Raw genomic sequence first — 15,104 nt, forward strand, 5'->3', positions numbered from 1 at the left:
TGTCGACAGGGCTGCCGCGCGCTGCGCGCTTGCCTTCGAGGGTCGTGGTGCGGGTCACGAGGCCAGTGTCGGTGGGTGCTGGTTGAATAAACCTCATGAAGACGACGTTCGGATCCTCGCCTGGGGCGGCCCTGGATGGGTTGGCGCGGGCGATCTCGGATGAGGTGGCGGGGTTCGTGCGGGATGAGCGGGAGATCGCGAAGCTGCAGGCCCGGCAGGCGCGCCGGTTGGCGCGGGCGGTGGGGTTGGCGGAGTCTCGGGCGGAGTTGCTGCAGGGTGGGTTGACGCCGAAGGTGCGGGAGTGGGCCAGGCGGTCGTTGCGGGCCGAGGTGGCGTGCGCTGCGCGGCGTTCGGAGGGTGCGGTGTCGCGGCTGATCGCGGATGCGGAGACGCTGGTGGAGGATCTGCCTTCGACGCTCGCTGCCCTTGAGGCGGGTGAGGTGTCCTACGCCCACGCCCGCTCGGTGGTGGTCCACGCCGGCTCGCTCCCGATCGAGGCGCGTGCTGGCTTCGAGCATGCCGTGCTTCCGCAGGCGCGGGAGAAGAACCCGGCCCGCTTCGACGACGCCGCCCGGCATCTCCGCGAGGTGCACCACCCCGACTCCATCACCCGCCGTGCCGTGCTCGCGCGTGAAGAGCGTGCCGTGTGGCTGGATGCGGAGCGTGATGGCATGGCGACCCTCCATCACCATCTGCCGGCGGTGGATGCGTTGGCGATTCATGACGTGATCGACCAGGCGGCCCGCGCCGCACGAAGCGACGCCGAACCGCGCACGCAGGCGCAGCTGCGTTCGGACATCCTCGCGGACCGCATCCTGGGTCGTGCTGATGGGTTGCTGGGGTTCACGCCCAGTGTGATCGTGACGGTGCCGGCGGTGGTGCTGGCCGGGTGCGAATCAGCACCCACGACCCCAGCCACATCCACCCCGGGTGATCCGCACGCGGAGTTGCACGGTTACGGCCCTATCGACCCCGGCACCGCGCGCCGGATCGCCGCAGCCGCTCCCACGTTCCTGCGCGTGCTCACCCACCCCGTCACGGGCGACGTGATCGAGACCGCGGGCCGGTACCGCATCCCGACCGCACTGCGCGAGGTGCTGGTCGTGGCCGATGAGCACTGCCGCTTCCCCGGGTGCGGGCGCCGGGCCGCCCGCTGCGAGCTCGATCACACGGTGGATTGGGCGCACGGGGGTCGAAGTACCGCGTCGAACCTCGCCCACCTCTGCACGAGCCACCATCACCTGAAACACGAGGGCGGCTGGCAGGTCGCCCGCCCACCCGACACCGGGCCCGCATCCCGCACCCTCGAGTGGCGATCACCTCTCGGCGCCACCTACCGCACCACCCCACCCACACAAGGTGGTGTGCGCGAGCTGCAAAGTGCCCATCACCATCCACCACCCCGTGTTCGTTCCACTGACCCACCGCCCTTCTGAGCGCCGCCGGCGGGTGAAGGCACGACATCGCCGAGGGAGCCCGCGCGCAGTCTGTCGCGGTGATCGCCAGCCGCCGGCGGCTCCTCGAGATTCGAAACGCCGCCCTGTGGGTGTCGGTCTTCCGCGATTCTCTTGCGACTCACCTACGTCCTGGTCGGCAAGCGCGGAGCGCGCGGCAGCCCGTCGGCCTCCGCCGGCCGACCACTCACGTCAGCCCGCGGGCTCGACCCCCCCACGTCAGCCCGCGGGCTCGACCACTCGCGTCAGCCCACCGGCCCGACCACCCCCCACGTCAGCGCGGCGGCACCGACCACGCTCGCCGCAACTGCAGCCGACGGGCTACAGCTCCGAGCCCGCCACCGCGAACGTGTCGCACGCCCCCGCACCCGACGCGAGCCCGGTCTCGAACCAGCGCTGCCGCGACTCGCTCGATCCGTGGGTCCACGACTCCGGGTTCACGCTGCCCGACTGCGCCTGGATCCGGTCGTCACCGATCGCCGACGCCGCGCTCAGCGCATCCGCGATCTGCGCCTGGGTGACGGGTTCGAGGAACACGACGCCGTTCTCGTCCTCGATCGTCGACGCCGCTCCCACCCAGGCCCCCGCGAAGCAGTCGGCCTGCAGCTCGGTGCGCACCGAGTCCGAGTCCGGCCCGGTGTCCGAGTGGTCGATCGACCCGAGCACCCCGGAGAGCTGCTGGATGTGGTGACCCCACTCGTGCGCCACCACGTACATCTCCGAGAGCGTGCCCCCGCTCGCACCGAAGCGCGACCGCAGCTCGTCGAAGAACGAGGTGTCGAGGTAGATGGTCTCGTCCGAGGGGCAGTAGAACGGGCCCGTCGCACTCGAGGCCTGGCCGCATCCGGTGCCCGTCGACTGCGGGAAGAGCACGAAGTCGGTGGGCGAGCGATACGAGAGGCCGAGCTTCGGCGCCTCCTCGGCCCAGTAGACGTCGAGCGAGGTGGCCGCGCCCACCATGAGGCACTCCACGTTCTCGTTCGCGTCCTCACCCGTCCGGCAGTCGAGCGCCTCCTCCGACTGCGAGCTCTGGCCACCGCCTCCGCCACCGAGCAGCCCGGCGAATCCCGACAGGTCGACACCCACGAGCTGCGACAGCAGCACCAGCCCCACCACGACCACGGCGCTCCCGCCACCGATGGCGGCGTTCCGCCCCCTCTTCGAGACCTTGCCCGAGTCGATCCTCGAGCCGCGGTTGAACGTCATGACCGCGAACCTACTCCAGCCCGCGCGGTCGCGAATCCCGAGCTGGCGAATGCCGGCTGAGCGGATGCGCCCGCGGCGCTACCATCGGAGCACCGGCGACACCGGCGACACCCGGCGGACGAGGGGGCGGCATGAGCACGGCACATCCGGATGCGACGAGTGGCACGCTCCGCATCGGCACGCTGCAGAGCGACGAGGGCGACGACCCCGCCGAACTGCTCGCCGCCAAGTTCAACCGGCACACGTTCTGGTGCGGCCAGAGCGGATCGGGCAAGACCTACGCCCTCGGCGTCGTGCTCGAGCAGCTCCTCATCGAGACCGCGCTGCCGATGCTCGTCTTCGACCCCAACGCCGACTTCGTGCGCCTGGCCGAGCTCCGCACCGCAGCTCCGGATGCGCCCGGCCGCGCCGCGGAGCGGGACGCGCTGGCGGCGCGCGACATCCGCATCCTCCGCCCGGCGCCCTGGGGCGGCGTGCCCGAGACCAGCGCGGCTGCGACCGGCGTGCCCGAGACCGGCGTGCCCGAGACCGGCGTGCCCGAGACCAGCGCCGCTGCGACCACCCCCACCCCCCTCCGCGCCCGCTTCGTCGAGCTCTCCACCCGCTCGAAGGCCGCCGTGCTCGGCATCGACCCGCTCCGCGACCGCCTCGAGTACAACGCCCTCCTGCGCCTCGAGGGCGAGCTCTCGAGCTCAGACGCCTACGAGATCGCGGCCCGCCTTCAGGACAGCGAGAATGCGGCAGCCCGTGATCTCGCCCTCCGGATCGAGAACCTCCAGATCATGGACTGGGAGGTCTGGGCCGGCGACGACGTGGCGGTCACCGACCTCCTCGTCGCCCCCGAGCGGCCCGACGCGACCGTGCTCGACATCGGCGGCTTCGCGCACCCCGACGAGTACCTCGTCGTGGCCCTCTCGGTGCTCGAGCACGTCTGGCGGCGCCGGGAGGAGCGCCGCCCCCTGCTGATCGTGATCGACGAGGCGCACAACCTCTGCGCCCCGGAGCAGGACTCGCCGCTCGGAGCCGCCGTGCGCGACCGCCTCGTGCAGATCGCCGCGGAGGGCCGCAAATTCGGCCTCTGGCTGCTGCTGTCGACCCAGCGCCCGTCGCGCGTGCACCCGTCGATCCTGTCGCAGTGCGACAACCTGGCCCTCATGAAGATGAGCTCGCCTTTCGATCTCGACGAGCTCGCGAAGGTCTTCGGCTACGCGCCGCGCGAACTGCTCGAGCGGGCACCGCTCTTCCGGCAGGGCGAGGCGCTCTTCGCGGGAGGCTTCGCCGGCTCGCCCTCGGTGGTGCGCATGGGGGAGCGCCTCACGCCCGAGGGTGGAGTCGACGTCCCGATCCCGCTCAGACGCGGATGACCAGCCTCTGTATACAGAGATGAGCTGAAATCCTTGAATCGTCGGGCTTTCGGGGATAGTCTGGCTTCGATGTATACAGAGCGGATGCGATGATGGCGCGGGCGAGCGACACGGCCTACGCCGCGCTCCGGGGCGAGATCATCGCCTGGCAGCTGCCGCCCGGCACCGTGCTGGCCGAGGTCGAGCTCTCGCAACGGCTCGGCATCTCCCGCACCCCGGTGCGGGAGGCCCTGGCCCGGCTCGTCGCCGACGGCCTCGTGGAGCCCCTCGGCGGTCGCGGTCTCGTGGTCACGGCCGTCTCGGCCGAGAACGTCGTCGAGCTGTTCGAGCTCCGCCAGGCCCTCGAGGCCCAGGCCTCCTCGCTCGCCGCCGAACGCCGCGACCCGGCACCGTTCCTCGCCCTGCAGGACGAGCTGCGCGAGGTGCCCGCCCTGCTGGCCGACCCCGATCCGGCCCACCGCTCCTACTACGAGCTCGTGGCCCGCTTCGACGAGGCCGTCGACGTCGCGGTGCGCAATCCGTTCCTCGTGCAGGCGCTCACGGGAGTGCGCACGCACCTCGCCCGCATCCGTCGCCTCTCCCGCGACAATCCCGCCCGCCTGCTCGAGGCCGCTCGCGAGCACCTGCTGATCGTCGACGCGATCATCGACGGCGACGCCCGTCTTGCCGCCGACGCCACCCGGGTGCACCTGCACCGGAGCCTCCGCTCCACCCTGGACTCGCTGACGCTGGCCCCCGATCCCACGACGTCGACGACCCCCGATCCCACAACGACCACGACCCCCGATCCCACGACCCCCGATCCCACGACGACGACGAACACGACCCCCGACCCCCAGAAGAAGGGCGCTCCCGCGCGATGAACCTCCACGAAGTCCGCGTCCACAAGTCCGAGGAGAACCTCCCCCGGGAGGGCCAGCTGGCCTGGAAGATCGCCGAGGTCGCCGCCGACCCCGTGGCCGTGACCCCCGAGGTCACCGACATGGTGATCAACCGGGTCATCGACAACGCGGCCGTCGCCGTGGCGAGCATCACCCGCGGCCCCGGCATCGCCGCCAGGGCCCAGGCCCTCGACCACCCCTACGAGCACGGCCCGAGCGAGGCCCTCGGCCGGCACGGCGCCTCGGTCTTCGGTGTCACCGGAGGCTACAGCCCGGAGTGGGCCGCCTGGGCCAACGGTGTGGCCGTGCGCGAGCTCGACTACCACGACACCTTCCTCGCCGCCGAGTACTCGCACCCGGGCGACAACATCCCGCCCATCCTCGCGGTGGCCCAGCACGTGGGCTGCACGGGCGGCCAGCTCGTGCGCGGCATCGCGACCGGCTACGAGATCCAGGTCGACCTCGTGAAGGCGATCAGCCTGCACAAGCACAAGATCGATCACGTGGCCCACCTCGGCCCATCGGCCGCCGCCGGCATCGGCACGATGCTGGGCCTCCCGGAGGAGACCATCTTCCAGGCGGTGGGCCAGGCCCTGCACACCACCACCGCCACCCGGCAGTCCCGCAAGGGCGAGATCTCGACCTGGAAGGCGCACGCTCCGGCCTTCGCCGGCAAGATGGCCGTCGAAGCGGTCGACCGGGCGCTCCGCGGCCAGACGAGCCCCACCCCGATCTACGAGGGTGAGGACGGCGTGATCGCGTGGCTGCTCGACGGCCCAGACGCCCGCTACGAGGTGCCGCTGCCGGCCAAGGGCGAGGCCAAGCGCGCCATCCTCGACACCTACACGAAGGAGCACTCGGCCGAGTACCAGGCTCAGGCCTGGATCGACCTCGCCAGGAAGCTCCACGGCGAGCACCCCGAGCTCGCCGACCCGGCGAACGTCGGCAGCGTCACCATCCACACCAGCCACCACACCCACTACGTGATCGGCTCGGGCGCGAACGACCCGCAGAAGTACGACCCCACCGCGAGCCGCGAGACCCTCGACCACTCCATCCCCTACATCTTCACGGTGGCGCTGCAGGACGGCGCGTGGCACCACGTCGACTCCTACGCCCCCGAGCGTGCGGGCCGCCCCGACACGGTCGAGCTCTGGAACAAGGTGCGCACCCTCGAGGACGACGAGTGGACCCGCCGCTACCACTCCGAGGACCCGGCCGAGAAGGCCTTCGGCGGCCGCGTGGAGATCATCCTGCACGACGGCTCCACCATCACCGACGAGATCGCGGTGGCGGATGCGCATCCGCTCGGTGCACGGCCGTTCGCGCGCGCCGACTACGTGCGCAAGTTCCGCACCCTGGCCGAGGGCGTGATCGAGGAGGCCGAGATCGTGCGCTTCCTCGAGCTCGTGGAACGCCTGCCCGAACTCACCGTCGACGAGGTGCGCGAGCTCAACGTCGTGGCCCGCCCCGGCCTCCTCGAGGCGCTTCCGCTCCCGAAGGGACTCTTCTGATGCTGTACTCGGCGACGTCGACGTTCACCACTCGCGAAGCTCGAAAGACAGGACTCTTCTGATGCTGTACTCGGCGACGTCGACGTTCACCACTCGCGAAGCTCGAAAGACAGGACTCTTCTGATGCTGTACTCGGCGACGTCGACGTTCACCACTCGCGAAGCTCGAAAGACAGGACTCTTCTGATGCTGTACTCCACCGTTCCGGCCCACGAGAAGCGCGCCGCCTTCCGGGCCGCCCTCGACAGCGGCGAGCTGCAGCGGATGCCCGGCGCGTTCAACCCGCTGAGCGCCCGCCTCATCGAGGAGAAGGGCTTCGAGGGCGTCTACATCTCGGGCGCCGTCATCGCGGCCGACCTCGGCTTTCCCGACATCGGCCTGACGACCCTCACCGAGGTCGCGGCCCGCGGCGGCCAGATCTCCCGGATGACGAACCTGCCGACGCTCATCGACGCCGACACGGGCTTCGGCGAGCCGATGAACGTGGCGCGCACCGTGCAGACCCTCGAAGACGCCGGGGTCTCCGGCCTCCACATCGAGGACCAGGTGAACCCCAAGCGCTGCGGTCACCTCGACGGCAAGGCCGTGGTCGACGCCGACACCGCGGTCAAGCGCATCCGGGCCGCCGTCGATGCGCGGCGCGACCCGAACCTGCTCATCATGGCGCGCACCGACATCCGGGCGAACGACGGGCTCGGAGCCGCGATCGACCGCGCCAAGCAGCTCGTCGACGCCGGGGCCGACGCGATCTTCCCCGAGGCGATGGCCGATCTCTCCGAGTTCGAGGCCGTGCGGAAGGCCGTCGACGTGCCGATCCTGGCGAACATGACCGAGTTCGGCAAGAGCGAGCTGTTCTCGAACCAGCAGCTGGCCGATGTGGGCATCAACCTCGTGATCTACCCCGTGTCGCTCCTGCGCATCGCCATGGGCGCGGCCGAGCGCGGTCTCGACGCACTCGTCGCCGAAGGTTCACTGAAGAGCGAGGTCACAGGCATGCAGACCCGTGCGAGGCTCTATGAACTGCTCGACTATCCCTCCTACAACTCGTTCGACACATCCGTGTTCAACTTCGACGTCCCCACCGCTCGCTGAGGAGTGCTGACATGACCGAACCGTCCGACATCAAGAAGGGCCTCGCCGGGGTGGTGGTCGATTACACCGCCATCTCGAAGGTCAACCCCGAGACCAACTCGCTGCTCTACCGCGGCTACCCCGTGCAGGAGCTCGCGGCCTCGTGCTCGTTCGAACAGGTCGCCTACCTGCTCTGGAACGGCGAGCTGCCGAGCGCGCCCGAGCTCGAGGCCTTCGAGCAGCTCGAGCGCTCGCAGCGGGCACTCGACCCGGCGGTCACGCGCGTGATCGACGAGCTGCCGCTCACGGCGCATCCGATGGACGTGGTGCGCACCGCCGTGAGCGTCGTCGGCGCCCTCGACCCCGAGTGGGAGGACGCGAGCGCCGCCGGAACCCTCGCCAAGTCGGTCGCGCTGCTGGCCAAGATCCCCGCGATCGTCTCCTACGACCAGCGCCGACGCCGGGGTCAGGACGTCGTGGAGCCGGATGCCTCGCTCGGCTACTCGGCGAACTTCCTGCGCATGACCTTCGGCGAGGTGCCGAGCGACGTGGTCGTGAAGGCCTTCGACGTGTCGATGATCCTCTACGCCGAGCACTCCTTCAACGCCTCCACCTTCACGGCCCGCGTGGTGACCTCCACGCTCTCGGACCTGTACTCCGCGGTCGTCGCGGGCATCGGCGCCCTCAAGGGCCCGCTGCACGGCGGTGCGAACGAGGCGGTCATGCACATCTTCGACGAGATCGGATCGGCCGACGCCGCAGAGGGCTGGCTCGAGGATGCGCTCGCGAACAAGAAGAAGATCATGGGCTTCGGCCACCGGGTCTACAAGAACGGCGACTCGCGCGTGCCCACCATGAAGGCCTCGCTCGACACCCTGATCGAGGAGTACGACCGGCCCGACCTGCTCGCGCTCTATGACGCGCTGAACGAGGCGATGCAGTCGCGGAAGGCCATCCAGCCGAACCTCGACTACCCGTCGGGGCCGGCCTACCACCTCATGGGGTTCGACACCGAGCTGTTCACGCCGCTGTTCGTGGCGTCGCGCATCACGGGCTGGACAGCGCACATCCGGGAGCAGCTCGCCTCGAACGCGCTCATCCGCCCGCTCTCGGAGTACAACGGCCCGGACGAGCGGCACGTGCAGGCCTGACTCCCGGTGTCAGTGCTCACCTGGGACGGCGTCGCGGATGCGGCCCCAGGTGCTGCCCTCGTCCATGTGCTCCACGCCGATCAGGTGGTCGAAGATGATGTTCGTCTGGGTCGAGGCGACCGAGCTGTCGAGGCTCAGCTCGGTCGCCACGAAGTCGCGCAGCTGCCCGGTCGATGAGCAGGCGACGTGGATGAGGAAGTCGTCGGCACCGCCCAGGAAGAAGACGTTGAGCACGTTCGGCAGCGTGATCACCCGCTGCGCGTAGGTCTTGATCTGCGCACGGGCCTGGGCCTTGAGGCGCACGGCCACGATCGCCTCGATCGGCAGCCCCATCGACGCCCAGTCGGGCTGGGCGTGGAACGACCTCAGCGCCCCGCTGGCCTGCAGCGCCCGCACGCGCATGAGGCACGTCGACGGCGCGATCCCCACGCGCTCCGCGAGCTCTTTGTTGGGCAGCCTCCCCTCGCGGCAGAGCTCCCAGACGATCCGCTCGTCGATTTCATCGATGGTGCCCATGCGTGCGTTCTCCCGAATCCGGATACGCCTTCTGGCGCACAGACCAAATTATATTCGGACTTCGTGACAGCATCCGGAATCGCTTCCATACTTCTGAGGACACACGACGTGGAGGAGATCACGTGATCATCGGAGTTCCGAAAGAGATCAAGAACAACGAGTTCCGGGTGGCGATGACGCCCTCCGGCGTGTTCGAGCTGGTGCGGCACGGGCACACCGTGATGGTGGAGGCCCAGGCCGGCACGGGTGCCGCGATCGCCGACACCGAGTACGAGGCCGCGGGCGCCACGATCGTCGACGTCGACGCCGTCTGGGGCGCCGAGATGATCGTCAAGGTCAAGGAGCCGATCGCTCCCGAGTACGACCGCCTGCGCGAGGGCCAGCTCCTCTTCACCTACCTGCACCTCGCCGCGGCCGAGTCGCTCGTCGAGGCGCTGCTGGCCTCGAAGGCCACCTCCATCGCTTACGAGACCGTGCAGCTGGTCGACGGATCGCTGCCGCTGCTCGCCCCCATGAGCGAGGTCGCCGGGCGCCTCTCGGTGCTCGTCGGCGGCTACCACCTGATGGGTTCCCAGGGCGGCCGCGGTGTGCTGCTGGGCGGCGTTCCCGGCGTGCGCCCGGCGAAGGTCACCGTGATCGGCGGCGGCATGGCCGGCGAGAACGCCGTGCAGCAGGCTGTGGCGGCGGGTGCCGACGTGACCGTGCTCGACCTCAGCATCCCGCGCCTCCGCCACCTCGACGAGGTCTACGCCGGTCGCGTGAAGACCGTCGTGTCGAACGCCTTCGAGCTCGAGCAGAGCGTGCTCGAGGCCGACCTCGTGATCGGTGCCGTGCTCGTGCCCGGCGCCGCGGCACCCAAGCTCGTCTCGCACGACCTGGTCTCGCGGATGAAGCCGGGCTCGGTGCTCGTCGACATCGCGATCGACCAGGGCGGCTGCTTCGAGGACTCGCGCCCCACCACGCACGACGACCCCACGTACCCGGTCGAGAACTCGATCTTCTACTGCGTGGCGAACATGCCCGGGGCCGTCTCCTCGACGTCCACCTCGGCGCTCACGAACGCCACGCTGCCCTATGTGGTGCAGCTCGCGAACCTCGGTTGGCGTGCGGCCGTGGCGGCGAACCCGGCGCTCGTGCCCGCTGTCTCGACCGTCGACGGGCACCTCACGCACGCGGGCACGGCCGAGGCCTTCCCTCGATTCGGATTCACCGAGCTCGCGTCGCTGTAACAGCGCGACACGCGAAATACGCCCGTAACGCACGGCGGGCATACTGGTGGAGCAACGTAAGCCGTTGCGGGCCCACCGGGCCACAAGATCTCGGTGGTGTGTGAGGGATGTCGGTGTCCCTGCCTTCGGCCTGCGATGCATCGTGCGGCCCGCGGCAGCTCCGGCTCTCCTCATGTCCTGACAACCGGTATGAAGTGAGAAGCATGGCACTGAAAGCAACGATCGTGGTGGGCAACCCCAAGCCGAGGTCGCGCACCCTCAAGGTGGCCGAGACCCTCGTGCAGAAGCTGCTCGTCGAGGGCTCCTACGAGCTCGAGGTGATCGATCTGGCCGACCACACGGCCGAGATCTTCGCCTGGCCCTCGGAGGAGATGGCGGCGCTGAACGCGCGGGTCGCCGGGAGCGACCTCGCGGTGTTCGCGTCTCCCACCTACAAGGCGACCTACACGGGGCTGCTCAAGGCGTTCCTCGATCGCTATCCGGCGAACGGACTCTCGGGGGTGACGGCCATCCCGGTGCTCACCGGAGCCGATCTCACCCACTCGATGGGGCCCACCGTGAACCTCGCACCGCTGCTCGTCGAGCTCGGCGCCACGGTTCCCGGGCGCGGGTTCTACTTCGTGGCGGGCCAGATGGACCGCCTCGACGAGATCGTGGAGGCCGCCGCCCAGGAGTACATCGCCAACCTCGGCCGCCTGGCCGCGGTGGCGGGTGCCGCCCGCTCCCTCACTCCCGCATCCGCGCCGGTCTCGTAACCGCATCTGGAGCTGACAATGACACTCACCCCTGAAACCCCCGACCTCGTCTCCGGGCCCGCGTTCGACCCGCGCGTGTTCCGCGACACCCTGGGGCACTACGCCTCGGGCATCACCATCATCAGCGGGATCGACGAGGAGGGCCCGATCGGGTTCACCTGCCAGTCGTTCTACTCGGTCTCGACCGAGCCCCCGCTGGTGTCGTTCAGCGTGATGACGAACTCCACCACCTACCCGCGTGTTCGCGAGACCGGGAAGTTCGCCGTCAACGTGCTGGCGCACGATCAGCACACCGTCTCGAACCAGTTCGCGCGCAAGGGCACCGACAAGTGGGCCGGCATCGACTGGACGCCGACCGCGGCCGGCAACCCCGTGATCGCCGACACCCTGATGTGGCTCGACTGCGACATCTGGGCCGAGCACGAGGCGGGCGACCACCACATCGTCATCGGGCGCGTCAACGAGATGAGCCCGGCCTCGTGGCACAAGGAGGAGCCGCTGCTCTACTTCAAGGGCCAGTACCGCCACCTCCGCGACCTCGACGCCCTCGCGGGCTGAGCACTCTGCCGAGACGTCACTTTCCACGCATTCCCAGCGATCTTCGCGCGGAAAGTGACGTCTCGCCGGTGGTGGGGAGGTGGGAGGGTCGTCAGTCCAGCAGCGCGCGGATGTCGTCGGCGGTGAGCGCGGCGTCGAAGCCGGCGTCGTCGAGCACGGCGTCGAACAGCTTCGCCTTGTGGCGCTTCAGCTCCATCACCTTCTCCTCGATGGTGCCGGTGGCCACGAGCCGGTAGACGTTCACGGGCTTGGTCTGCCCGATCCGGTGCGTTCGGTCGACGGCCTGCGCCTCGCTCGCCGGGTTCCACCACGGGTCGAGCAGGAACACGTAGTCGGCCTCGGTGAGCGTGAGGCCGAACCCGCCCGCCTTGAGACTGATCAGGAACACCGGGGCGTCTCCGCCGCGGAAGCGCTCGACGACCTCGGGCCGGTTGCGGGTGGAGCCGTCGAGGTGCTCGAAGGCGATCCCCTCGGCCTCCAGCCGGTCGGCGACCTTCGCGAGGTAGCTCGTGAACTGGCTGAACACGAGCGCGCGGTGGCCCTCGGCCGCGAGCTCGCCGAGCTGCTCCACGAGCACGTCGAGCTTCGACGAGGGGATGCCGGCGTGCGCCGGGTCGATGAGCGTAGCATCCAGACTCAGCAGGCGCAGCAGCGTGAGCGAGCGGAACACGATGAAGCGGTTGCGGTCGAGATCCTCGATCAGCCCGAAGAGCTTCTGCCGCTCGCGCTGCAGCACCGTGTCGTAGAGGTGGCGGTGGGCGGGCGCGAGCTCGACCTGCAGCACCTGCTCCTGCCGGGGCGGCAGTTCGGGCGCCACGGACTCCTTGGTGCGCCGCAGGAGGAACGGGCGGATGCGCCGGCGCAGCGTCTCGAGGGCCCGCGTGTCGAGGCCGCGTTCGATGGGCCGCTGGAACGTCTCGGCGAAGCGCGTGGGGGAGGGGAAGAGGCCGGGGGCGGTGAGGTCGAACAGGGCCCACAGCTCCATCAGGTCGTTCTCGAGCGGTGTGCCCGTGACGGCGAGGGTGAACTCCACGTCGAGCTCCCGGGCGGCGGCGTGCAGACGCGAGCGGTGGTTCTTCACGAACTGCGCCTCGTCGAGCACGAGGCCCGCCCACGCCGTGCGGCGGTAGGCGTCGGCGTCGAGACGGAAGAGGGCGTAGCTCGTGATCACGAGGTCGGCGCCCTTGGCGGCGTCGGCCACCGTGCGGCCCGAGGCGGCCTCGGTGGCCGTGACCGTGCGCGCGACGAGACCGGGGGTGAAGCGGGCCGCCTCGTCGGCCCAGGTGGCGACCACGGAGGTGGGGGCCACCACGAGGAAGGGCGGGGGAGCGGTCGCGGGCCGGTGGTCGTGGGCGGGCTGATCGCGGGCCTGCTGCTCGTGCTGCTCTCGGGCGTGTGCGATCAGCGCCAGGGTCTGCAGGGTCTTGCCGAGGCCCATGTCGTCGGCCAGCACCCCGCCCAGCCGGTGGCGCCAGAGGAAGGCCAGCCAGTCGAATCCGCTCTTCTGGTAGGGGCGGAGCTCGGCCGCCACTCCCGCCGGCAGGGCGGTCGCGGGCACGTGCTCGATGTCGCGGAGGCCCTCGACGGCTTCGCGCCAGGTGACCGCCTCCACGCTCTCATGGGCGAGGTCGTCGAACTCAGCCCACAGGCTCAGCTGGTGGCGCGCGATCCGTACGCCGGTCTCCCACTCGTCGAGCGTGCCGGCCTCCTCGAGCAGCTCCTTCAGCCGGTCGAAGGCGGGGTGGTCGAGTGAGAGATAGGTCCGGTCGACCATGAGCATCTTCTTCGAGCCCTTCGAGAGCGCCTTGAAGAGCGGGCCGAACGGAATGCTGTAGCCGCCGAGGTTCACCACGATGCCGAGGTCGAACCAGTCCCGCTTGAGGGTCTCGACGGTCGTCAGGGTGACCTCTGGATGCCCCGTGAGCTCGCGGTAGACGGGGCGAGGGCCGATCACCTCCACGCGCACGCCCTCGAGGGCGTCGAGCATCGGCAGGGCCTTCTCGGCGAAGGCGGCGGCGTCGACTCCGCGGAGGGTGACGGGCGCGAGGTCGCGGGTGAGGGGCGGGACGGTCGTGGAGAAGCGGGTCAGCACGGCGTCGAGCTCGATCACGGTGTGCTCGACGATGGTGCGCTCGGCCTCGGGGTCGCGCACGCCGAGCCACTCCCAGTCGAGCTGCAGCAGGTCGTCGGCCCGGAAGCGGGCCGTGAGCAGGAGCTCGGGCGGAGGCACCTCGGGGAACGACACCGAGCCGTCGGCCGACTCGATCCCGACGCCGTGGCGGAGGGTCGGGAAGTACTCGTCGAAGAACTGCCTCGTCTCGGTCGGCGGGATCTCGAGCGGCGCGCGCCCGAGCAGGGCGAGCTGCTCGGGCGAGAGCGGATGCGGCGAGCCGTCGCGCAGGGCGGGGCCGAGCACCACCGAGGCGCGCCGGCCGGGGGCGGCGAGGCGGTAGGTGTAGAGGCCGTGCGTGCCGGTGGAGCCGGTGGAGCGGGGGTCGTGCCCCGTGTGGTCCCGCTGGCCGACATCGAAGGTGACCACGGGCTCGAGGTGGAGCGTGCCGTCGGGGCCCCGGCGGGCATCCAGACTCACGGTGGCGCCGCGGGCCAGCGTGACGACCCCGTGGCGGGCGGAGGTGACGAGCTGGATGCCGAGGCGGCCGGCCTCGTCGAGAAGCTGCCAGAGCAGGGGGCTCGTGAAGTCGTCGAGGGCCAGCCAGTCGGTCTCGGGGGCGGTGAGACCCGTGCGGGTGGCGCGGTGCAGGGCCGCGAACTGGGCGAACCACCGGTGGTGCTCGGGGTCGAGGTTGAGGCGGTTGACCTGGTGGGTGAACGTGCCCCAGGTCACGTTGGCCTTCACGAAGGCGCCGGACGACGAGCGGATGACGGGCCGCACGGCGAGGCGGCGGGTGCCGGGCCCAGCGGGGTTGCTGTTGCTGTTGCTGTCGGCGCTGTCGCCGTCGTCACCGCTGGCCTCCGCGGTCTTCGAGGTGGGGCCACGCCAGCGGTCGTGGGTGCGCGGGGTGAGCTCGCGCACCTCGAACTGCAGACCCATCGGTGTGGTGGGCTCGGCGGGGCCGGGCGCGGCGCTCACGACCTCGCCCATCACCGCCTGCCAGCTGCTGCCCACCATGCCTCCATGCTCCCATCCGCCACCGACGGCGCTGTCACCCGCTACGCCGTGGCCCGGCCTCGACTTGGAGGTGGATCGATCTGCGTGCTAGGCTCTGATGTTCGTGCGGAGAAGTCATCCGCACCATGCGCCCTTAGCTCAGCTGGATAGAGCGTCTGACTACGGATCAGAAGGCCAGGGGTTCGAATCCCTTAGGGCGCACCAGTAAGACCACCAGAACACTCCCCCGTCGCATCACGCGGCCGGGGAGTGTTTTCGTTGAGCCAGGGCGTGGCT

At 70.1% G+C, this 15,104-nt stretch carries 12 protein-coding genes and 1 tRNA gene; 10 read left to right on the top strand and 3 right to left on the bottom strand.

Features of this window, described 5'->3' with window-relative positions:
- The first annotated feature begins 95 nt into the window (after positions 1-95).
- A complete protein-coding gene (locus N1028_RS13930; RefSeq protein ID WP_259529961.1) occupies positions 96-1,436 on the top strand; it encodes an HNH endonuclease in 1,341 nt (446 codons plus the stop codon).
- 339 nt (positions 1,437-1,775) lie between these two features.
- Here the strand turns inward: N1028_RS13930 and ypfJ are convergent, their stop codons facing one another.
- On the bottom strand, positions 1,776-2,660 hold the full coding sequence (gene ypfJ / locus N1028_RS13935; protein WP_259529962.1) for a KPN_02809 family neutral zinc metallopeptidase: 885 nt from the start codon (positions 2,658-2,660) through the stop codon (positions 1,776-1,778).
- 131 nt (positions 2,661-2,791) lie between these two features.
- On the opposite strand from ypfJ, the gene N1028_RS13940 reads away from it, so the two are divergent.
- The 5 genes from N1028_RS13940 (at position 2,792) to N1028_RS13960 (ending at position 8,640) form a co-directional block, all read left to right on the top strand.
- Positions 2,792-4,024 carry an ATP-binding protein gene (locus N1028_RS13940; protein ID WP_259529963.1) on the top strand — a complete coding sequence of 411 codons (1,233 nt, stop codon included), beginning with the start codon at positions 2,792-2,794 and terminating at the stop codon, positions 4,022-4,024.
- Between the two features lie 92 nt (positions 4,025-4,116).
- On the top strand, positions 4,117-4,887 hold the full coding sequence (locus N1028_RS13945; protein WP_259529965.1) for a GntR family transcriptional regulator: 771 nt from the start codon (positions 4,117-4,119) through the stop codon (positions 4,885-4,887).
- Positions 4,884-6,419, top strand: a complete 1,536-nt coding sequence (locus tag N1028_RS13950; protein ID WP_259529967.1) for an MmgE/PrpD family protein — start codon at positions 4,884-4,886, stop codon at positions 6,417-6,419. Before N1028_RS13945 ends, N1028_RS13950 begins: the two co-directional genes overlap by 4 nt.
- Before the next feature lie 185 nt (positions 6,420-6,604).
- On the top strand, positions 6,605-7,510 hold the full coding sequence (gene prpB, locus N1028_RS13955; protein ID WP_259529969.1) for a methylisocitrate lyase: 906 nt from the start codon (positions 6,605-6,607) through the stop codon (positions 7,508-7,510).
- A gap of 11 nt (positions 7,511-7,521) precedes the next feature.
- A complete protein-coding gene (locus tag N1028_RS13960; RefSeq protein WP_259529971.1) occupies positions 7,522-8,640 on the top strand; it encodes a bifunctional 2-methylcitrate synthase/citrate synthase in 1,119 nt (372 codons plus the stop codon).
- Positions 8,641-8,649: 9 nt separating this feature from the next.
- Here N1028_RS13960 and N1028_RS13965 read toward each other — a convergent pair whose 3' ends face one another.
- Positions 8,650-9,156 carry an Lrp/AsnC family transcriptional regulator gene (locus N1028_RS13965; protein WP_259529973.1) on the bottom strand — a complete coding sequence of 169 codons (507 nt, stop codon included), beginning with the start codon at positions 9,154-9,156 and terminating at the stop codon, positions 8,650-8,652.
- 122 nt (positions 9,157-9,278) lie between these two features.
- Between N1028_RS13965 and ald the strand changes: the two genes are divergently transcribed.
- The 3 genes from ald to N1028_RS13980 all read left to right on the top strand — a co-directional run bounded on the left by ald (position 9,279) and on the right by N1028_RS13980 (position 11,698).
- Complete coding sequence (gene ald, locus N1028_RS13970) at positions 9,279-10,385, top strand: alanine dehydrogenase (protein ID WP_259529974.1); 1,107 nt, start codon at positions 9,279-9,281, stop codon at positions 10,383-10,385.
- A gap of 203 nt (positions 10,386-10,588) precedes the next feature.
- Positions 10,589-11,140: an NADPH-dependent FMN reductase gene (locus N1028_RS13975; RefSeq protein WP_259529975.1), complete on the top strand. Its 552-nt coding sequence runs from the start codon at positions 10,589-10,591 to the stop codon at positions 11,138-11,140.
- Positions 11,141-11,158: 18 nt separating this feature from the next.
- Positions 11,159-11,698 carry a flavin reductase family protein gene (locus N1028_RS13980; protein ID WP_259529977.1) on the top strand — a complete coding sequence of 180 codons (540 nt, stop codon included), beginning with the start codon at positions 11,159-11,161 and terminating at the stop codon, positions 11,696-11,698.
- Positions 11,699-11,789: 91 nt separating this feature from the next.
- On the opposite strand, the gene N1028_RS13985 is transcribed toward N1028_RS13980, so the two are convergent.
- On the bottom strand, positions 11,790-14,828 hold the full coding sequence (locus N1028_RS13985) for a DEAD/DEAH box helicase (protein WP_259529984.1): 3,039 nt from the start codon (positions 14,826-14,828) through the stop codon (positions 11,790-11,792).
- A 127-nt stretch (positions 14,829-14,955) separates the two neighbouring features.
- On the opposite strand from N1028_RS13985, the gene N1028_RS13990 reads away from it, so the two are divergent.
- Positions 14,956-15,032: transfer RNA gene (locus N1028_RS13990), tRNA-Arg, on the top strand.
- Positions 15,033-15,104 lie beyond the last annotated feature (72 nt).

It is taken from the genome of Herbiconiux oxytropis (assembly GCF_024979315.1).
GTDB classification, from domain to species: domain Bacteria; phylum Actinomycetota; class Actinomycetes; order Actinomycetales; family Microbacteriaceae; genus Herbiconiux; species Herbiconiux oxytropis.